19 protein-coding genes are annotated in these 18,178 nt (G+C 67.0%); 10 read left to right on the top strand and 9 right to left on the bottom strand.

Annotated features, from left to right (window positions below):
• The first annotated feature begins 72 nt into the window (after positions 1–72).
• Positions 73–882 carry a L,D-transpeptidase gene (locus AC1VNY_RS31730; RefSeq protein ID WP_482408119.1) on the top strand — a complete coding sequence of 270 codons (810 nt, stop codon included), beginning with the start codon at positions 73–75 and terminating at the stop codon, positions 880–882.
• Between the two features lie 209 nt (positions 883–1,091).
• On the opposite strand, the gene AC1VNY_RS31725 is transcribed toward AC1VNY_RS31730, so the two are convergent.
• The 6 genes from AC1VNY_RS31725 to AC1VNY_RS31700 form a co-directional block, all read right to left on the bottom strand.
• Positions 1,092–1,946: a DUF2076 domain-containing protein gene (locus tag AC1VNY_RS31725; protein ID WP_482408118.1), complete on the bottom strand. Its 855-nt coding sequence runs from the start codon at positions 1,944–1,946 to the stop codon at positions 1,092–1,094.
• 180 nt (positions 1,947–2,126) lie between these two features.
• Positions 2,127–2,969: a ChbG/HpnK family deacetylase gene (locus AC1VNY_RS31720; RefSeq protein WP_482408117.1), complete on the bottom strand. Its 843-nt coding sequence runs from the start codon at positions 2,967–2,969 to the stop codon at positions 2,127–2,129.
• Positions 2,966–4,012, bottom strand: coding sequence for a glycosyltransferase family 2 protein (locus tag AC1VNY_RS31715; RefSeq protein ID WP_028341088.1), 1,047 nt, complete (start codon positions 4,010–4,012; stop codon positions 2,966–2,968). The genes AC1VNY_RS31720 and AC1VNY_RS31715 overlap by 4 nt, the downstream gene beginning before the upstream one ends.
• A gap of 142 nt (positions 4,013–4,154) precedes the next feature.
• Entirely contained in the window at positions 4,155–5,132 is a 978-nt protein-coding gene (gene hisG / locus AC1VNY_RS31710) for an ATP phosphoribosyltransferase (protein ID WP_482408116.1), read from the bottom strand.
• Entirely contained in the window at positions 5,129–6,295 is a 1,167-nt protein-coding gene (locus AC1VNY_RS31705; protein ID WP_482408115.1) for an ATP phosphoribosyltransferase regulatory subunit, read from the bottom strand. Before AC1VNY_RS31705 ends, hisG begins: the two co-directional genes overlap by 4 nt.
• Before the next feature lie 323 nt (positions 6,296–6,618).
• Positions 6,619–7,395 (bottom strand): 16S rRNA (uracil(1498)-N(3))-methyltransferase, encoded by a 777-nt coding sequence (locus AC1VNY_RS31700; protein ID WP_482408114.1) that lies wholly within the window; start codon positions 7,393–7,395, stop codon positions 6,619–6,621.
• A 455-nt stretch (positions 7,396–7,850) separates the two neighbouring features.
• Between AC1VNY_RS31700 and AC1VNY_RS31695 the strand changes: the two genes are divergently transcribed.
• Both AC1VNY_RS31695 and ubiA read left to right on the top strand, forming a co-directional pair.
• Positions 7,851–8,588 carry a hypothetical protein gene (locus AC1VNY_RS31695; protein ID WP_482408113.1) on the top strand — a complete coding sequence of 246 codons (738 nt, stop codon included), beginning with the start codon at positions 7,851–7,853 and terminating at the stop codon, positions 8,586–8,588.
• Between the two features lie 10 nt (positions 8,589–8,598).
• Complete coding sequence (gene ubiA, locus AC1VNY_RS31690; protein WP_482408112.1) at positions 8,599–9,531, top strand: 4-hydroxybenzoate octaprenyltransferase; 933 nt, start codon at positions 8,599–8,601, stop codon at positions 9,529–9,531.
• Between the two features lie 216 nt (positions 9,532–9,747).
• On the opposite strand, the gene AC1VNY_RS31685 is transcribed toward ubiA, so the two are convergent.
• Entirely contained in the window at positions 9,748–10,272 is a 525-nt protein-coding gene (locus AC1VNY_RS31685; protein WP_482408111.1) for a DUF6101 family protein, read from the bottom strand.
• 274 nt (positions 10,273–10,546) lie between these two features.
• Between AC1VNY_RS31685 and AC1VNY_RS31680 the strand changes: the two genes are divergently transcribed.
• From AC1VNY_RS31680 to lpxK, 6 genes are all read left to right on the top strand, one after another.
• Positions 10,547–11,935 carry a TldD/PmbA family protein gene (locus AC1VNY_RS31680; RefSeq protein ID WP_482408110.1) on the top strand — a complete coding sequence of 463 codons (1,389 nt, stop codon included), beginning with the start codon at positions 10,547–10,549 and terminating at the stop codon, positions 11,933–11,935.
• Positions 11,922–12,731 carry a 3'(2'),5'-bisphosphate nucleotidase CysQ gene (locus tag AC1VNY_RS31675; protein WP_304498757.1) on the top strand — a complete coding sequence of 270 codons (810 nt, stop codon included), beginning with the start codon at positions 11,922–11,924 and terminating at the stop codon, positions 12,729–12,731. Before AC1VNY_RS31680 ends, AC1VNY_RS31675 begins: the two co-directional genes overlap by 14 nt.
• Before the next feature lie 145 nt (positions 12,732–12,876).
• The gene (locus tag AC1VNY_RS31670; RefSeq protein ID WP_016848023.1) at positions 12,877–13,125 is read left to right on the top strand and encodes a DUF4170 domain-containing protein; all 249 of its coding nucleotides are present in this window, start codon (positions 12,877–12,879) and stop codon (positions 13,123–13,125) included.
• A complete protein-coding gene (locus AC1VNY_RS31665) occupies positions 13,122–13,835 on the top strand; it encodes a lysophospholipid acyltransferase family protein (protein ID WP_028341079.1) in 714 nt (237 codons plus the stop codon). Before AC1VNY_RS31670 ends, AC1VNY_RS31665 begins: the two co-directional genes overlap by 4 nt.
• Positions 13,798–15,132 (top strand): 3-deoxy-D-manno-octulosonic acid transferase, encoded by a 1,335-nt coding sequence (locus AC1VNY_RS31660; RefSeq protein WP_482408109.1) that lies wholly within the window; start codon positions 13,798–13,800, stop codon positions 15,130–15,132. The genes AC1VNY_RS31665 and AC1VNY_RS31660 overlap by 38 nt, the downstream gene beginning before the upstream one ends.
• Positions 15,125–16,147 carry a tetraacyldisaccharide 4'-kinase gene (lpxK, locus tag AC1VNY_RS31655; RefSeq protein ID WP_482408108.1) on the top strand — a complete coding sequence of 341 codons (1,023 nt, stop codon included), beginning with the start codon at positions 15,125–15,127 and terminating at the stop codon, positions 16,145–16,147. The genes AC1VNY_RS31660 and lpxK overlap by 8 nt, the downstream gene beginning before the upstream one ends.
• Positions 16,148–16,161: 14 nt before the next feature.
• Here the strand turns inward: lpxK and AC1VNY_RS31650 are convergent, their stop codons facing one another.
• Entirely contained in the window at positions 16,162–16,389 is a 228-nt protein-coding gene (locus AC1VNY_RS31650; protein ID WP_016848019.1) for a DUF2093 domain-containing protein, read from the bottom strand.
• A gap of 186 nt (positions 16,390–16,575) precedes the next feature.
• Here AC1VNY_RS31650 and AC1VNY_RS31645 point away from each other — a divergent pair, with 186 nt between their 5' ends.
• A complete protein-coding gene (locus tag AC1VNY_RS31645; protein ID WP_482408107.1) occupies positions 16,576–17,406 on the top strand; it encodes a dienelactone hydrolase family protein in 831 nt (276 codons plus the stop codon).
• Between the two features lie 16 nt (positions 17,407–17,422).
• Here the strand turns inward: AC1VNY_RS31645 and AC1VNY_RS31640 are convergent.
• Positions 17,423–18,178: exodeoxyribonuclease VII large subunit (locus AC1VNY_RS31640; RefSeq protein ID WP_482408106.1), on the bottom strand; the 756-nt coding region annotated here is incomplete at its 5' end.

Genomic DNA, 18,178 nt, shown 5'->3' with positions numbered 1-18,178 from the left:
GACCACGTGCAACGGCGCAAAGTCGGCGCCCTCGCGCATCACGTCACGACGAAACCAGTACAGAGTACGTCGATGTTCAGGAAAACCACGCTTGCGCTGCTCGCCGGCGCGTCTTCTCTTATTGCCGTTCCCCATCACGCCATGGCGATCGACGCGGCAGCGCCCGCCGGGCCCGCCGTCATCTATGCCAATCAGGGCGGCGCTCCGCAGCCGCCGATGCGCACCGCCTATGTGCAGCCGCAGCGCTCCAACATGGGCGGCGGCTTCATCGAATTCCTGTTCGGCGATGCGCCGTCGTCGCAGGGTTATTCGCCGCAGCCGATGTATCAGCAGCAGCCCGGCTATTACGGCAACCGTCAGCTGCCGCCGATGGATCCGCAGCAGCAGATGCTCCGGCAGCAGGAGGAGGCCGCGGGCGATCCGGCGCAGCGTCCGTTCGATCCGAGATACGAAAAGCAGCTGGTCGACTATTCCGGCAAGGAAGGCGCCGGCACCATCGTCGTCGATACGCCGAACAAGTTTCTCTATCTGGTGCAGGGCGACGGCCGCGCGCTGCGCTACGGCATCGGCGTCGGCCGGCCCGGCTTCACCTGGGCCGGCGTGAAGACGATCTCCGCGAAGAAGGAGTGGCCGGCCTGGACGCCACCGCCGGAAATGCTGGCGCGCCGTCCCGACCTGCCGCGGCACATGGAAGGCGGCCCGGAGAATCCGCTCGGCGCCCGCGCGATGTATCTCGGCTCCTCGCTCTACCGCATCCACGGCTCCAACGAGCCCTGGACGATCGGCACCAACGTCTCGTCCGGCTGCATCCGGATGCGCAACGAGGACGTCATCGACCTCTACGGCCGCGTCAATGTCGGGGCCAAGGTCGTCGTGATGTGAGGTTGGTTTTGAAGCAGCTACCCCAAACATGGTGTCGTCCCGGCGAAAGCCGGGATCCATAACCACAGGCGGTTGTTACTGAGAGAAGCTGTAGCCCCAGCCGTGTCAAATCCCGCACGGTTGTGGTTATGGGTCCCGGCTTTCGCCGGGACGACGGAATCAAAACGGCCGCTCGATTGGAGCGGCCGTTGTCGTTTCAGCGATCGCGTTTACGCGTAGTTGCTGTCGTCACCGTCGCCGCCGCCATCGAAGCCGTCGTCATCATTGTCGAAGTCGTCGGCATCTTGATCATCGTCACTGTCCCGGTCGGCCTGCGCCTGGTCAAACGCGCCGGCGCGCGAGCCGCTGTCGCGGTTGGAGCCGACATCGTTGATCCCGGCGTCACGCGCCAAGTCGCTCGACGACTGGTCGCCGCCCCAAGGACGCGACCCGCCGCCGAGGCCGCCGGCATCGGCCATCGACTGGTGGCTGCCGCCACCCATCATGCCACGGATGCTGGAGAGCAACAGTCCGCCGCCGACCACGCCGGCCGCGGCCGCCGCTGCGGTGCCGAGGAACGAACCGCCGCCGCCACCGGGAGCGCCGCCGCCGAAGGCCGGCGGCTGCGGGCCGCCATAGCCCTGGCCGTAGGGTTGCGCGGGCTGGCCGTAAGGCTGGCCATAGCCGCCGCCGGCCTGCTGCATCGCCTGGCCCGAGTTCCAGACCGGGCGGCCGCCCGGATCGCGGCCGCCCATGTCGGGCGCCCGCACCGGCGGCACCGAACCATGCTGCTGGCCCTGTCCGCCGAAGATCGCATCGCGCATCGAATCGAGGAAACCGCCGCCCTGCTGCTGGGCTCCCTGCTGCTGGCCGACCGCAGCCTCGAGTTCCTGGATCCGGTCATGGGCGCGCTTCAGCGCCTCGTCCTGAACCAGCGCGGTCTGCACCAGCGCGTAGACCGCATTCGGCGCGCCGCGCAGGCCCTGCACGATCGCGGACATGGCCTCGCCGTCGCGCGGGGCATTCTCCAGCTTGGCGAGCCGGTCGAAGAGATCGTCGATCAGTTGGCGTTCTTGCGGTGTCATGGCGTTCTCCATTGCGCCGATCGAATCGGTGCGTCCGGGATGTAGGACTGGGTTTGTGGCGCAAGGAGTGGGGGCCAGAATTAAATTTATGTATGCGACAATACGACCGGCGGCTTTTCGTGAACCTTAGAGCGTTTTCGAGCGAAGCCTGCCCCGCACTTGATGCGGGGTGGGACCGGTTCAGGCCAGTGTAACTTTATTCAGGGCCAGCAGCGCGGGGAAATCGTCGCCTGCCAGATAGGCATGCTCGGTCTCGCGCTGCGTCGTCAGCGGGTCGAGGCTTTTCAGCGTCTCGTCGACGAAACCGGGATGGCACATCACAAGCCCGTCCGCCGGCATGCCGTCGAGGAAGCCCTGCATCAGCGCCGCGAAATCAATGCCGCGCGTAAAATCATAGGCGCCGGCGAAGGCCGGATTGAACCGCAGGCCCGCCCGCTGTGCCTTGATCCGGAATTGCGTGCTGAGCACGTTCAGCACCAGCGCCTTCGGCGCCGCCAGCTGCCGCGCCAGCGGGCCTTCGCGTCCGCACTGACGCACCCAGGCATCGGGCGCGCGCTCCTTCACGGCGCGCAGGAAGCCGTCGCGCACCTGCGGGAACAGCTGCGCGTGCTGATGACCGTCGACGAAGTCGGGTGCGCGGCCGAACAGATCATGGAAGGCGTCGAGCTGCGCCAGCACCTCGGCATGGACCAGTTCGGCGTCGAGCCGGTGCATCAGCCCGGCGCGCAGCAGCCGTGGGAAGGGCAGGAACATGTCGCCGTCGAGCGGGCGGAAATGCATCGTCAGCGGCCGGAACGGCGCGGTCAGCGTCACATGCAGCCCGATCGCGCAACGCGGGCTGTTCGCCACCGACGCCGTGAGCGCGCTGGCCGCATCGCGGCCGATCGCCGGCGTCACCATCATCACCGACGTCGCGTTGAGGCGGCCGCGCTCGATCAGATCGCGGATCGCGCGATTGACGCCGTCGCTCAAGCCATAATCGTCAGCACACAGCCAGATCCGGCGCGGCGTATCGGTGTTCATTCCGCGGCGGTCCGCTCGGAGGCATTTTGCGCCGCGCCGCCGTCGGCGTGCTTCTCGGTGTGCTCGGCGACGAAGTAGATCGGCCGCGCCTTCAGCTCGGAGAGGATCTTGCCGATATATTCGCCGACGATGCCGATCATGATCAGCTGCACGCCGCCGATCGTCATCATGCCGATCATCAGCGACGGATAGCCGGGGACCTGCTTGCCGGTGGTCAACACTTCCCAGAGAATCGAGAGGCCGAACAGGAACGCAGCGCCGGCGAGCAGCGCGCCGAGCAGGCTGGCAAAGCGCAGCGGCGCCACCGAGAACGAGGTCAGGCCCTCGATCGACAGGCCGATCAGCCGGCCGGCATTGAAGGTGGTGACGCCGTGCGCGCGCGGCGCCGGCTCGTAGTCGACGCGGATCTGCCTGAAGCCGATCCAGCTGGCGAGGCCCTTGAAGAAGCGGTTGCGCTCCGGCAATTGCCGCAGGGCTGCGGCCGCGCGCGGCGACAGCAGGCGGAAGTCGCCGGCATCCTCCGGAATCTGCTGCCGCGCGCCCCAGTTGATCAGCGCGTAAAAGCCGCGCACGGCCAGCCGCCGCGCGGCCGATTCATTGTCGCGATGCGCCTTCGCCGTGTAGACCACGTCGTAGCCGTCATCGATCCAGTGTGCGACCAGTTGCTCCACGAGCGTCGGCGGATGCTGGCCGTCGCCATCCATGAACAGCACCGCGCCGCGGCGGGCATGGTCGAGGCCGGCCATCAGCGCCGCCTCCTTGCCGAAATTGCGCGACAGCGACACCACCTGCAGGTCGAGCCCGTCGGCGGGCAGGCCGCGCGCGATCGTCAGCGTGTTGTCCGCGCTGCCGTCATCGACATAGATCACCTCGCAGGCGAGGCCGTAGCGGGCGCGCAGCGTCCTGGCGAGGCTGACCAGCCGCTCATGCAGCGCCGCAAGCCCGGCCGCCTCGTTGTAGACGGGCACGACGATCGACAGACCCTGCCCGGCGGCGGTCTTGGCGGTCGTGGTCAGGCTGGAAACGTCAGAGCCCAGCATCATCGATCAGGTTCCGGAACTAGAGCGTTTTTCGAGCGAAGTGGCCTTCCGCCTCGCACGAAGAAACCGCGTCAAAACGAGAGATCCCTCGAACACAATATGGTACCGCAGGGCAGCTGTCGCCAACATGAACGGCGTGGCCGCCTCATTGTCGCAGGAACGCCTCAAGCCGGGCGAACAGCGGGTTCTCGCGATCGAACACATAGTCCAGCGATACCACCGACACGGTTTCGGCGCCGTGCTCGCGCAGGAAGCTGCCGAGCGCGTAGAGCTTGCCCGGTGGGCAGTGCAGCGTAAGCATGCCCGACGAGGTCGGGCCGCCGAACGGGGCGACGACGCCGAAACGGTTATGCGCCTCCGAGAGCAGCGCATCGTTGCAGCCGGCGAAGCGGGTGCGGACCTCGCGATACTTGCTGGCGCGGGCGCGTGCCGCGATGTGGTCGAGGATGACGCGCGCGGTCTCGCGGGCGCCGGTCGACCAGTCGGCATCCCGCGACGCAACGAGGTTGGCCTGGCTGCGCAGCATGACGCCGTCGTCGAGCACCTTGAGCCCGTTGGCGGTGAGCGTCGCCCCTGTCGTCGTGATGTCGACGATCAGTTCGGCGGTGCCGGCGGCGGGCGCGCCCTCGGTGGCGCCGGCGCTTTCGACGATGCGGTAGTCGCCGACGCCGTGCCTGGCAAAGAAGCCGCGCGTCAGATTGATGTATTTGGTCGCCACCCGCATGCGGTGATTGTGCTGCTCGCGGAAGCCGGACGCGACGTCGTCGAGATCGGCCATGGTGCGGACGTCGATCCAGGCCTGCGGCACCGCGACCACGACATTGGCATAGCCGAAGCCGAGGCCTTCGATCATCAGCACGCGCTTGTCGGCATCGGGAATGCTCTCGCGCACCAGGTCCTCGCCGGTGACGCCGAGATGCACCGAGCCGCGAGCCAGATTGGCCGCGATCTCGCTCGCCGAGAGATAGGCGATCTCGACATTGTCGACGCCGGCGATGGTGCCGCGATAGTCGCGGGCGCCGCCGGCCTTCGACAAGGTCAGCCCGGCGCAGGCGAAGAAGCTTTCGGCGTTTTCCTGCAGCCGCCCCTTGGAGGGCACGGCGACGACGAAGGGCGTGCTCATTGGGCGCCTCCGAAGGAGGTGGCCTGGCCATGCCGGGTCATCGCCTCGATCCAGACCGAGAAGCCGACCGCGGGGATCGGGCTCGCCGAGCCGAGCTGCGTCATCAGCCCATCATAGCGCCCGCCGGCGACCAGCGGCTCGGCGCCGTTGCCCTTGGCGTGCAGTTCGAACTCGAAGCCGGTGTAGTAGTCGAGGCCGCGGCCGAACGCGGTGGAGAACCGGGTCCTTCGGATGTCGATGCCGCGCGCGGCCATGAAGCCGATCCGGCTCTCGAGCTGGTCGATCGCGGCGGCAAGGTTCAGTTTGGCGTCGGAGGCAAGCGCGCGCAGTTGCGCGACCGCGTCGTCGGGATCGCCCGCGATCGCCAGGAAGCGCTTGATGGTCGCGACCGCGTCGCGCGGCAGCGCGCCGCCCTTCAGCGTCGATTGCTCGAGGAAACGGTCGGCGATCTCGGCGACCGTGCGGCCGCCGACATTGGTGGTGCCGGCGATCGACATCAGATCGGTGACCAGCGCCAGCGCCGCCTTGCGGTCGGAGCCGGCCAGCGCAGCGAGCACGCCCTCATATTCGTTGCGGCCCGGCGCGGTCTTGAGCGTCAGCTGCTCGATGTCGTCGGTCAGCGAGACCTTGCGGTTGAAGTCCTTGATCAGCCGGCGCCGCCACACCGGATAGAGGTCGAGCGCATCGATCAGCGCGTTGAACAGCGCGACGTCGCCGGTGCGGATCTCGACGTCCTTCAACCCGAACGCCGTGGTCGCCTCCAGCGCCAGCGCCAGCATCTCGGCGTCGGCCGCGGCGCGGTCCTGCCGCCCGAACGATTCGATGCCGGCCTGCAGGAACTGGCTCGGCGCACCGCCGCGATAGCGGAACACCGGACCGAGATAGCTGAAGCCGGCGGGCTGGCCGGCGCGGGCGGAGGCGAGGTAGTCGCGCGCCACCGGGATCGTGAGGTCCGGGCGCAGGCAGAGCTCCTCGCCGCCCGGGTCCGTCGTCAGGTAAAGGCTCTTGCGGATGTCCTCGCCGGAGAGATCGAGGAACGGTTCGGCCGGCTGCAGGATCGCGGGCTCGGACCTCTGATAGCCGGCCTGCGCGAACGAGGCCAGCAGCGCATCCGCCCAGACGGCGGATCCGGCGGCGGATCGTGGTGCGGCAGCTTCGGTCATCTCGACGTCCAATAGGTCCGGACCAGGTTCCGGCGCGGGTTCCAAGGGTGGTTCGGGGCAGCCCTTACCATGGCCGGATCGGGGTTTCGACAGCGATCGGCCAAGTGGCTTAATGATTGCGTGCGTTAACGATTTTACGACGGCTTGGCTAGGGGCAGATGTTTGTCCTCGGCTTTCATCGGGCAAACGAGCTGCAGGTTCCGTCATCCCGGCGCAAAGGCTTCGCCTTTGTCGCTGGAGGCGCGAGCGCAGCGAGCCTCGAAGGATCGACGGCCACCAGCCGGGCCGTGCATCCTTCGAAGCTCGCCGAAGAGGCTCGCACCTCAGGATGACGGGGAGGGAGTGTGTGGCCCATTTCCTCGCCAATCCCCCAGTGCCGCCTGCACCAGTGCCAGCGCGGCGACGGCGGCGGTGTCGGCGCGCAGGATGCGCGGGCCGAGGGCGAGGCGGAGGATGGCGGGCTGTCGCAGCAGCAGCGCGCGCTCTTCATCGGCGAAGCCGCCTTCCGGACCGATCAGGACATCGATGCCGGCATTCGCAGCCGTTGCCGCCTGTAGCGCCCGCACCGGGCTTTCGACCTCGGCGGCCTCGTCGCAGAACACCAGCAGCCGCGCCTGATCGCGCCCTGCCAGGAAACGTTCGAGCGGAAGGGGATCGGCGACCTCGGCGAGCGAGATGATCCCGCATTGCTCGGCGGCCTCGACTACGTTGGCGCGCATCCGCTCGCTATTGACCCGCGACACCTGGGTGAAGCGTGTCAGCACCGGCACCAGCCGCGCGGCGCCCATCTCGACCGCCTTCTGCACCATGTAATCGAGCCGCGCATGCTTCAGCGGCGCGAACACATAGCTGACGTCGGGCAGGCGGTCCTGCGCGCGGGTCTGCGCTGATACCGTCAGCATGTCGGCCCGCTTGCGGCCGGAAATCTCCGCGCGCCATTCGCCGTCACGCCCGTTGAACACCAGCACGGCATCGCCGGCGTTAAGCCGCAGCACGTTGCCGAGATAGTTGCTCTGATCGCGTGCGAGCGGAACGGTTGCACCGGCGCCGAGCGGGGCATCGACAAACAGGCGGGGGCTGCGAAAATCGTGTTCAGGCATATCCGAGGCGGCTTCATTGCGGTGTGGCAAGTTTACCAAACTATGCGACACCGTAATCCCGCGGACTCGTCAGGAACTCGCCGGCCGGGTAGTAAGGAGGCGTCGATATATTGCTTCAGTCACCAAGTCATTTCTTTAGTCCAAAGGGGCCGCTTGCACGCAGCCCCTTTTGCTTTTCAGTCCCCCGTGCGCGGCATCGGGCCGTTAATCCAAACCGAGGCCTTGCCGAAAATCGCGTTCAGGCAAATTTGATGGTCCATTTTACCGCCGTTCGTAGCCTAAAGGCTTAGAATCGGGGAACAATTTAATGTGGCCGGTGTGGCCCTACGCCGCGCTGTCGCCCAAATCGACGGGTTGTTAAGGCCTCACAGGAATCGTAAAACGCCCCCAAAATTCGTTGCTTCGTTTTTGTTGCGCTGGGGTTGCCTGGACCTTTTGCCGGAGAAACACCCTCGATGATCCGCCGACTGATCGTGCTGACCGTTGCCGCGACCGCCCTGTCCGTGGGGCAAGCCGCCGCGCAGAGCGCCTTTCCGGCCCCGTTGCCCAACCAGGCCGGTAAGGCCGGCACCGCGTCCGACCCCGCGTTTCCGCCGGTCAATGGCATGCGTCCAAGCCAGGCCGGAACCGCCTCGGATTCCGCATTCCCGCCGGTCAACGGCGCGCCGGCGGCCAGGGTCGGTGCCACGCCGTCGGCATTTCCGAGCAGTGGCGCGGCCCCCATCGCCGGTGGCGGGCTGTCGTCGCCGCCTCCGCCGGGTGCGGGTGCGGGTGGTGGTGCCGCCGACGCCTGCATGAAGAATTTCACGCCGCTGCGTGAGGATGCGGAGAAGCGCGGCAAGGCGATCAAGGCGGCGAGCGATCGCCACGCCAGCCCCCAGGAGGCCTGCAAGCTGATCGGCAATTACAGCCAGGCCGAGATCAAGATGATCAAATATGTCGACACCAACGCGCAGAAGTGCGGAATTCCGCCGCAGATCGCCGACCAGCTCAAGGCCGGACACAAGAATACCGAAGCGCTGCTGAAGAAGGTCTGCAATGTCGCGGAGCAGGCGGCGGCGCAGCCGCGTGGGCCAGCGGGCCCGAGCTTGAGCGACGTGCTCGGTTCGTCCGCCTCGCTGCCGGAAGCGACGCCGACCAAGAAGGGCGGCAGCACCTTCGATACGCTGAACGGCAACGTCCTCACCCGTTGATGGATCACCCATGAGCGATGTCTCCACCCGCGTTGCCGATTCCACAGGCAACTGGGTGGATACCCATGCGCCGGTCTGGTCGCGGCCCTATCTGCGGCTTGCGCGCTACGACCGGCCGATCGGCTCCTGGCTGCTGTTGATGCCGTGCTGGTGGTCGGCGGCGCTTGCCGCCGGCGTCGCGCATGACGTGCGCTCGCTGCCGCTCGTGGTCCTGCTGTTCTTCGTCGGCGCCTTCGTGATGCGCGGCGCCGGCTGCACCTGGAACGACATCACCGATCGCGATCTCGACGCCAAGGTCGAACGCACGCGGTCGCGGCCGATCCCCGCCGGGCAGGTCACGGTGACGCAGGCGGTGGTCTTCATGGTCCTGCAGGCGCTGATCGGGCTTCTCGTGCTGCTGCAGTTCAACCGCTTCGCGGTGATGACCGGCATCGCCTCGCTTCTGATCGTCGCGATCTACCCGTTCATGAAGCGGATCACCTGGTGGCCGCAGGTCGTGCTCGGCCTCGCCTTCTCCTACGGCGCGCTGATGGGATTTGCGGTGACGCTCGCGCGCATCGATCTGGCCGCGATTGCGCTCTACGCCGGATCGATCGCCTGGGTGATCGCCTACGACACCATCTACGCCCATCAGGACGCCGAGGATGATGCGTTGATCGGCGTCAAATCCACCGCGCGCCTGTTCGGTGCACGCACCCATCGTGCGCTCGTGATCTTCTACGGTCTCGCCGTGCTCTTGATCGGCGTGGCATTCGCACTCGCGGGGGCGCGCTGGCCCGCCTGGATCGGCCTTTCGGCGTTCGCGCTGCATCTCGCCTGGCAGGTCCGGCGGCTCGACATCAGCGATGGCGCGCTCTGCCTGCGCATCTTCAAGTCCAACCGCGACGCCGGCTTCATCCTGTTCGCGAGCCTGGTCATCGACGCGGTGCTGCGCGCGGCGTAGCCGCGCTCCCTCACGCGGGTGTCTGACTCACCGGCCGAACCACACATTCGGTGTCGTCCCTGCGAAAGCAGGGACCCATAACCACTAACATTCATTGTTGAGCGAGGCTGGAACGACAAGTCGCGTCTCCACAACGTCGGCTGCGGCGTATGGGTCCCTGCTTTCGCAGGGACGACAGCGGTTGTGAGGCGAGCTGTGTACGAAGAAACGATAAAACTAATCCCGCGCGATGATCTCGCGTTCGCCGCGATGTACGCTGGTCCCATCGGGCCGGAAGCCCGCGCGGCGGCGGACCAGGAATTTCGGCCTTCGCGCGCGGATCGCGTTGCGGCGACGGCGGCGCGGGGAGGGCGTCCGCGGCGCCGGCTCGGTCAGTTGCGGGAGACGGAAGATGTCGCTCCACATCTGCCAGGCGGAGCTGATCTCCTCGGCATCCGAACTGGCGCCGAGCGGAATGCTGAGCGCGGGATCGCGGTGAACCAGCACCAGCATCTGCGCGTCGTCGATGCCGCGCACCGCGACGCCGAGAAAGTCGCTGACGCGAACATTGACCGCCATCCGCATGCCGAGAACGGCGCGGCGCAGCACGACATGTTCGCGATGAAGCTCGACCTGCCGCATGCCGCCATCCGCGCGCGAATCCTGCGCGTGGAAGCTGAGCGGAAGGGAAAGAGGGTCGAGCCGCAATGCGCAGCTCGACCCGGCGGAATTGATTCCGCTTGTTGGTGTTTGACGCCTCAAAGCTCTGTCTCCCCGCCGGGATTTTGTTCCCGGTCGTTGTGTGAGAGCCTAGCCGAGCGATGTCCGTTCCCCCTTAAAAAGCCTGGTTAATCCCTCCTCACCTCGTGCCATGATTGACAAGAGGTTGGCCCGCATGATTGACGAAGCCTTGCCCCGATCACTCAAATCTTTGTTGCCTGCCGGCGCAAAGTGCTTGAAATCCCTGTGAAACCGGCACATCTGGTGGATCTGTCGACCTCGTTCCGGGCCCCCCTCAATCCGCAGGAATTCGTTCGTGAACTCTTCACCATCTGCATCGCGACACGGCGATACCTCCGATCTGTTCGACCAATCGGGCCTGAGCGACCTCGCGCAGCGCCTGGTCGATGCCGCAAAGCGCGCGGGCGCCGATGCGGCCGATGCCATCGCGGTACGCGGCGTCTCGCAGGGCGTCGAGGTGCGCGACGGCCGCGTCGAGGAAACCGAGCGCTCCGAAGGCGATGACGTCGGCCTGCGGGTGTTCGTCGGCCAGCGCCAGGCGGTGGTGTCGACCAATGACGTCAGCGGCGACGGGGTCGCCAAGCTTGCCGAGCGTGCGGTTGCGATGGCGCGCGTGGCGCCGGACGACAAATATGTCGGTCTCGCCGATCCGGCGCTCCACGCCCGCGATTTCCCCGATCTCGATCTGCTCGACCGCAAGGTTCCGACCACGGCCGAACTGGAGCAGCGCGCGATCGAGGCGGAGGCCGCGGCGCTCGCGGTCAAGGGTGTCACCAAGTCCGGCGGCGCGTCGGCCTCGACCGGGATCGGCGGCATGGTGCTGGTGACGTCGACCGGCTTCCACGGTTCTTATCTGCGCTCCAGCCACGGCATCTCGACGACGGCGATTTCCGGTGAGGGCACCGGCATGGAGCGCGACTACGATTTCACCAGCGCGCCGCATGCCTCCGATCTCGATTCACCTGCCGCCGTCGGCCGCAAGGCCGGCGAGCGCGCGGTGGCGCGGTCCAATCCGCGCAAGGTCGAGACCTGCAAGGTGCCGGTGGTGTTCGATCCGCGGGTCGCCGGTTCGATCGTCGGCCATCTGGTCGGCGCCATCAACGGCGCCTCGATTGCGCGCAAGACCAGCTTCCTGAAGGACAAGCTCGGCGAGCAACTGTTCTCCAGGGACATCCGCATCATCGACGATCCGTTGCGCGTGCGTGGCCTGCGCTCGCAGACCTTCGATGCCGAGGGCGTCAGGGTGAAGAAGACGGCGCTGATCGATGCGGGCGTGCTCACCACCTGGGTGCTGGATTCGGCGACCGCGCGCGAGCTAGGCCTGGTGACGACGGGGCATGCGCATCGCGGCGTGTCGTCCTCGCCGTCGCCCGGAACGTATAATCTGCATCTCGAGCCCGGTGCGGTGACGCCGAAGGAGCTGATCTCCGACATTAAGCAGGGCTTCTATGTCACCGACCTGATCGGCTCCGGCGTCAACGGCGTGACCGGCGATTACAGCCGCGGCGCGTCCGGCTTCTGGATCGAGAACGGCGAGATCACCTATCCGGTCAGCGAAGTGACCATCGCCGGCCATCTGCTGCCGATGTTCAAGTCGCTGGTTGCCGCCAACGATCTGGAATTCCGCTACGGCGTCAATTCGCCGACGCTGCGCATCGAGGGCCTGACGCTTGGCGGACGCTGATACGGACGACTGGACCAAGGCGCGCGATGCCGCCTTGCTGACCAGATCGGTGCAGGAAGCGGGCCGGCTCGCATCGTCGCTGTTCCGCACCGAATTGAAGAACTGGATCAAGGGCGCGTCCTCGCCGGTCTCCGAGGCCGACATCGCGGTCAACGATCTCCTGGAGCAGCAGCTGCGTTCGGCAACGCCCGGCTATGGCTGGCTGTCGGAAGAGAGCGCCGACAACGACACCCGGCTTGGCAGGCGCTTCACCTGGATCGTCGATCCGATCGACGGCACCCGCGCCTATCTCGCCGGCCGCGAGGATTGGTGCGTCAGTGTGGCGCTGGTTGAAAATGCAGCGCCGGTGCTCGCGGCAGTGTATGCGCCGGTCAGCGAGGAATTCTTCTTCGCCGCCCGCGGACAGGGCGCCACCCTGAACGACGGCGCGGTGCATGCAACCGCAGGCACCGATTTCAACTTTCCGCGGATGGCGGGACCGAAGCCGCTGGTGCAGCGGCTCAGCCCGACGCCGGACGAGATCACGCTGTATCCGCGGATCGGATCGCTGGCGCTGCGGTTGTGCCGTGTAGCACAAGGTCGACTTGACGCGGCCTTTGCGGGCGGGCAAAGCCGCGACTGGGATCTTGCCGCCGCGAATTTGATCGTGCAGGAAGCGGGTGGTAAGATGACTGCGCTCTCGGGGGACGCGATTGAGTACAATCGCCGGGAGGTGACGCATGGGGTGCTGGTGGCAGCAGGACGCGAACGTCATGCACGCATTGTCGAGCATTTTCGCAGCCGTCCTTTGCCGTGAGGCCCCGCCGATCCGCGCCGCGTTTCCGATTGTGACGACCAGACCTGCTGCGACAGCCTTGTGACGACCAGACTTGTGACGACCAGACCTGTGACGACCACGACTTCATTTGTTTGCCGGGCATCTCGTTAGGAAAACCACCATCATGTCAGACAATGCCCAGCCCCAGCTGCTTCACCTCGTGATCGGCGGCGAGTTGACCGATCTCGAGCACAACACCTTCAAGAATCTGGACGAAGTCGAGATCGTCGGTGTCTACCCGAACTATGCGACCGCCTATGCGGCCTGGAAGGCGAAGGCGCAGCAGACCGTGGACAACGCCCAGATGCGCTATTTCGTCGTTCATCTCCACCGGTTGCTCGATCCTGAGCAGGACACAAAGCACTCCCATTGAAACGACTTTTTCGCGATCTGCTGCGCAGCGGCTTCGTGCAGCGCGCGCTGGGTGTGCTTGCGGCCGAGTATCTGAGGCTGGTGTGGTACACCAACCGCTTCAGCTACCAGCCGCATGACGTGTACGGGATCGTCGAGCCCCTGATGCCGGCGATCTTCGTGTTCTGGCACGGCCAGCACTTCATGACGCCGTTCATCAAGACCAAGGAGAGCTACCGCGCCAAGGTGCTGATCTCCCGCCACCGCGACGGTGAATTCAACGCCCTCGCGGTGGAGCGGCTCGGCATCGGCACGATCAGGGGTTCCGGCGATCATTCCGGCGCGTTCCATCGCAAGGGCGGCGTCGGCGCCTTCCTGGAGATGGTTCGGGCGCTGGAAGACGGCTGCAACATGGCCACCACCGCCGACGTGCCGAAGCGGGCGCGGGTGGCAGGCCTCGGGGCCATCATGCTGGCGCGGGAGACCGGCCGGCCGATCATGCCCTTTGCGATGGTCACCAGCCGATTCATCCGGTTGAAAAACTGGGATTCGACCACCATCAATTTGCCATTCGGGCGCGGCGCAGTGGTAGGTATTGAGCCGGTCTATGTGCCGCCCGACGCCGACGCCGCGACGATGGAAAAGCTTCGGCAGCACGTGGAGGAACTTCTCAACGAAGCGACCCGACGTGCCTATGCAGCGGTCGGGCGGCCGGAGGCAGCGCTTGGCTAGCTCGCTACCGATGACGTTGCGTATGTACCGCAAGCTGTCGTCCGCGATGGTGCCGCTCGCGCCTGCCCTGATCAAGCGGCGGCTCAAGCTCGGCAAGGAGGATCCAGAACGCGTCGGCGAGCGCCGCGGCGTGAGCGCCGATTCCCGGCCGCAGGGCCCGCTGGTGTGGATTCACGGCGCGAGCGTCGGCGAGGTGCTGGCAGCGGCCGGGCTGATCGAGCGGCTGCGCGCGCTCAATCTGCGCATCCTGCTCACCTCGGGCACGGTGACCTCGGCCGCGATCGTCGCCAAGCGCTTCCCGCCCGACGTGATCCATCAATACGTGCCGTATGACTCGCCGCGTTATGTGACGCGTTTCCTCGATCACTGGCATCCGTCGCTGGCGCTGTTCATCGAATCCGATTTGTGGCCGAACCTGATCCTGTCGAGCGCCGCGCGGCGGCTGCCGATGGTGCTGATCAACGGGCGGATGTCGCAGCGCTCGTTCCCGCGCTGGCGCCGGGTCTCCAACACCATCGGCGCGCTGCTCGGACGGTTCGACATCTGCCTCGCGCAGTCGAACACCGACGCCGAACGCTTTGCCGCGCTTGGCAGCCACAACGTCGTCGTCACCGGCAACCTCAAGCTCGACGTCGCGGCGCCGCCGGCCGATCCGGCCAAGCTGGAGCGGCTGATGTCGGTCACGCGCGGCCGCGCCATTGTGGTTGCCGCGTCGACCCATCCCGGCGAGGAAGAGATCCTGATCGAGGCGCACACGTCGCTCGCGGGATTCTTCCCCGGCCTGCTGACAGTGATCGTGCCGCGGCATGCCTCGCGCGGCGAGGCGGTGGCGCGGCTGGTGACGGAGGCCGGCCTGCGCCCCGGCCTGCGCTCGCATGAGGATCTGCCGGTCGCGACAACAGATATCTATGTCGCCGATACGATGGGCGAACTCGGCCTGTTCTATCGCCTCGCGCCGATCGTGTTCATGGGCGGTTCGCTGGTCGCGCATGGTGGCCAGAATCCGATCGAGGCGATCAAGCTTGGCGCGGCGATCGTGCACGGCCCGCACGTGTTCAACTTCACCGATGTCTATGCGGCGCTCGATCGCGCCGGCGGCGCGCGCCGCGCCGATGATCGGGAAGCGCTGGTCAAGCAGCTCGGCCAGTTCCTTGCTGATTCCGCCGCACGCGACACTTCGCTGGCGGCCTCCGAGCGCGTCGTTGAACAACTCGGTGGCGCGCTGGAGCGCACGGTGACCGCTCTCGAGCCCTATCTGTTGCAGTTGCGGCTCGAGATGGGAGCCGCCAATGCGTGAGCCGGCCTTCTGGCACCGGCCGTCGTCTTGGACATCGCAACTGCTCCAACCGCTTGCCGCGCTTTACGGCGCGGTCGCCGCACGGCGGATGCGGCAATCCGGCGTCGATGCCGGCATTCCCGTGATCTGCGTCGGCAATTACCATGTCGGCGGCGCCGGCAAGACGCCGACGGTGCTGGCGTTGGCAAAATTGCTGCGCGAAATTGACGAGCGGCCGGTGGTGCTCAGCCGCGGCTATGGCGGCAGGCTCGGCGGCCCGGTCAAGGTCGATCGCGACAGCCACACGGCGGCCGATGTCGGCGACGAGCCGCTCATGATGGCGGCGAGCTTGCCGGTCGTGGTGTCGCGCGACCGCGCCGCAGGCCTGGCGCTGGCGCGCGCGCAGGATGCCAGCGTGATCCTGATGGATGATGGCTTCCAGAATCCGAGCGTGCTCAAGGACACCTGCCTGATCGTGATCGACGGCACGCGCGGCGTCGGCAATGGGCGCGTGATTCCGGCCGGACCGTTACGCGCGCCGCTGGCGCCGCAGCTGGAACGGACCGACGCGTTGATCGTGGTCGGCGAGGGGAGCGCGGCGCAAAGGATTGCGGCCGAGCTGGCGTCCCGCGGCAAGCCGGTGCTGTCGGCGCATCTGAAGCCGGACCAGGCTTCGCTGGCGGCGTTGAGCGGAACACGTGCGCTCGCCTTCGCCGGCATCGGCGATCCCGCGCGCTTCTTCAACACGTTGCGCTCAAGCGGCGTCGACGTCGTGCGCAGCAAGGCTTTCGCCGATCATCATGCCTTCACGAAGGAGGAGATCGATCAGCTCGTTGCCGACGCGCGTCGCGACGCGCTGACGCTGGTGACGACGGAAAAGGATCTCGCGCGGTTGCGTGGGCCGGACGGGATGCCGGCCTGGGCCCAGGCGATCGTGCCGTTCGCGGTGACGCTGCAATTCGATGATGGCGACGCGCTGCGGCGCCTGGTGGCCGATCAGCTGTTCAGGGCGCGGGACAGGAGCTTGCGCAAATGAATCCGGCGTCGAGCCTAGGCCTGCGGCTTGAGGACGCCGGGATGGTGGCGCTGCAGCACGGCAGTCGGGGTGGCGTAGGCTTCCTGCAGGTCGACGCTCCAGTACTTCAGCTCGTCGAGCGGAATCCGGACGTCGGTGATGGCACAACGCACAAAGGTGCCGGGCGAGATCACGCGGAAATCGCCGTCGAGATATTGCACCTGCGCTTCGCCATGGCCCGAGGGACCGAACTTGTTCAGCACGATTGAGCTCTCCGCCTTGCCTCCAACGAGGCCATCTGGATGTCGATGAAACCGTCTATCACAGATAGGGTGTCATGTCCGCCCGTTAAACCACCGACTTGTGATGATTTGGCGGCGGAGGCGCATGGTAGCCTTGCGGCCGTGGTCCGCTGTGTTTGCAGCGCCATAACGAGCCGGCCGGATCGGATGCGCCTCAAGTCAGTTTTCATGCTCCTCGTCATGCTTGCCGTGCCGGCCGCGGCCGCGGCGCCGCTCCCGGCCCCGCATCAGGTCGAGATCCCCGAAGGCAACGTCACGCTGCACGCGCAGCTCTACCGGCCCGATGGCGACGGCCCGTTCCCGACTGTGATCGCGCTGCATGGCTGCGGCGGTCTCGCCGGCCGTTCCGAGCCGGTCCTGCCGCGCTATCGCGACTGGGCCGAGCAATTGCTGACGACCGGCCATGCGGTGCTGCTGCCGGACAGCTACAGTTCGCGCGAGCTCGGTCCGCAGTGCCGCATCAGGGAGCATCAGGTGCAGACCCGCCGCGCGCGGGTCGCCGACATCAACGCGGCGCGGCAGTGGCTGGTGCAGCAGAAATGGGTGGCGAAGCGCCGCATCAGCCTGATCGGCTGGGGCAACGGCGCCGCCGCTTTGCTGTGGGCGGTGCGGCCGCAGATGTGGTCGCGCAACGTCGAGCCGGATTTTCGCTCGGCGGTCGCGTTCTATCCGGATTGCCGCGCCTCGTTCGGCCTCGGCTGGAGCGCGCGGGTGCCGACGCTGGTGCTGATCGGCGCGCGCGACGACGTGACATCGTCATCGGCCTGCCACCAGATGGTCGACGGCGCCCGCGGCCGCAGCGCGCTGGCGCGGATCGTGGTCTATCCCGAGGCCTATCACGACTTCGACCGGCCCAACCTGCCGCTGCACGCGGTCGCGGCCTCCGATGCCGAGATCGCCGAGCGCGGTCACATCGGCACCGATACCGGCGCGCGCAAGGATGCGCAAAAGCAAGTCGCCGAGTGGCTGTCGCGCTAAGACAGTTGTTGCCGGGCTAGAACAAGCTGCCCTGGTCCACCGGCTTGGTGACGCGCTTCGGCGCCGCCGGTTTCGCCTCACGCGGCTGAGGCTTCGGCTGGCTCTCGGGCGCCGCCGTTGCCGGAGGCTGATCGGCGTCAGCGGTGGCGGCGACGCGGCCATCGGCGAACTCGATCGAAAGGCCGGCGTTCGGTCCGACCGCCGCGGCGGAGTGCAGGGCGTGGCCGTGCGCGTCCCGCACCAGCGCGAAGCCGCGCGCCAGCACGCCGCGATAGGACAGCGCCGATAGCAGTTGTCCGCTATGGGCGACGCGCGCCTCGAGCCGCTGCATCGTCGTCACCAATGCGCGCCGGGCGCGCTCGGCGAGGCGATGGGTGCGCTCGAGATCGCGGGCGATGGCGTTGCGTTGGGCCTTGGCATTGGCGAGCTTCGAGGCCTTGAGCCGGATTTCGAGACCGCTGAAGCGCTCGCGGCGGCGATGCAGCAGCGCGCGCGCCGACAGCGTGATGCGCTCGCCGGATGCGGTGAGCCGCTGCCGCGCATGCGCGATCTGGCCGCGCAGCACTCCGATGGTGAGGCGCGAACTGCTGGCGGCAAAGCGGCGGAAATGCGCGTGCGTATTGGCCTTCAGCCCGCGCGGCAGACCCGCTGCGAGATGATCGAGCCGCTGCCGCGGGATCGCCAGCAGTTCGTGCGCCGCCGGCAGCGCCCGCGCCGCGGCGCGCAGCTCGGTGCGGCGGGCCTCCTGGGCGCGCTGCCAGCACACCATGGT

This window comes from Bradyrhizobium ferriligni, from assembly GCF_056837965.1.
This window is presented reverse-complemented; position numbering and strand designations above follow the sequence as displayed.

What these genes read in the sequence shown, in the direction of transcription:
- AC1VNY_RS31715 (WP_028341088.1), bottom strand. Translation starts at nt 4,012, where the DNA reads ATGATGCTGGGCTCTGACGTTTCCAGCCTGACCACGACCGCCAAGACC.
- lpxK (WP_482408108.1), top strand. Translation starts at nt 15,125, where the DNA reads ATGCGTGAGCCGGCCTTCTGGCACCGGCCGTCGTCTTGGACATCGCAA.
- AC1VNY_RS31645 (WP_482408107.1), top strand. Translation starts at nt 16,576, where the DNA reads ATGCGCCTCAAGTCAGTTTTCATGCTCCTCGTCATGCTTGCCGTGCCG.
- hisG (WP_482408116.1), bottom strand. Translation starts at nt 5,132, where the DNA reads ATGAGCACGCCCTTCGTCGTCGCCGTGCCCTCCAAGGGGCGGCTGCAG.
- AC1VNY_RS31730 (WP_482408119.1), top strand. Translation starts at nt 73, where the DNA reads ATGTTCAGGAAAACCACGCTTGCGCTGCTCGCCGGCGCGTCTTCTCTT.
- AC1VNY_RS31705 (WP_482408115.1), bottom strand. Translation starts at nt 6,295, where the DNA reads ATGACCGAAGCTGCCGCACCACGATCCGCCGCCGGATCCGCCGTCTGG.
- AC1VNY_RS31720 (WP_482408117.1), bottom strand. Translation starts at nt 2,969, where the DNA reads ATGAACACCGATACGCCGCGCCGGATCTGGCTGTGTGCTGACGATTAT.
- AC1VNY_RS31670 (WP_016848023.1), top strand. Translation starts at nt 12,877, where the DNA reads ATGTCAGACAATGCCCAGCCCCAGCTGCTTCACCTCGTGATCGGCGGC.
- AC1VNY_RS31725 (WP_482408118.1), bottom strand. Translation starts at nt 1,946, where the DNA reads ATGACACCGCAAGAACGCCAACTGATCGACGATCTCTTCGACCGGCTC.
- AC1VNY_RS31700 (WP_482408114.1), bottom strand. Translation starts at nt 7,395, where the DNA reads ATGCCTGAACACGATTTTCGCAGCCCCCGCCTGTTTGTCGATGCCCCG.
- AC1VNY_RS31695 (WP_482408113.1), top strand. Translation starts at nt 7,851, where the DNA reads ATGATCCGCCGACTGATCGTGCTGACCGTTGCCGCGACCGCCCTGTCC.
- AC1VNY_RS31660 (WP_482408109.1), top strand. Translation starts at nt 13,798, where the DNA reads ATGCAGCGGTCGGGCGGCCGGAGGCAGCGCTTGGCTAGCTCGCTACCG.
- ubiA (WP_482408112.1), top strand. Translation starts at nt 8,599, where the DNA reads ATGAGCGATGTCTCCACCCGCGTTGCCGATTCCACAGGCAACTGGGTG.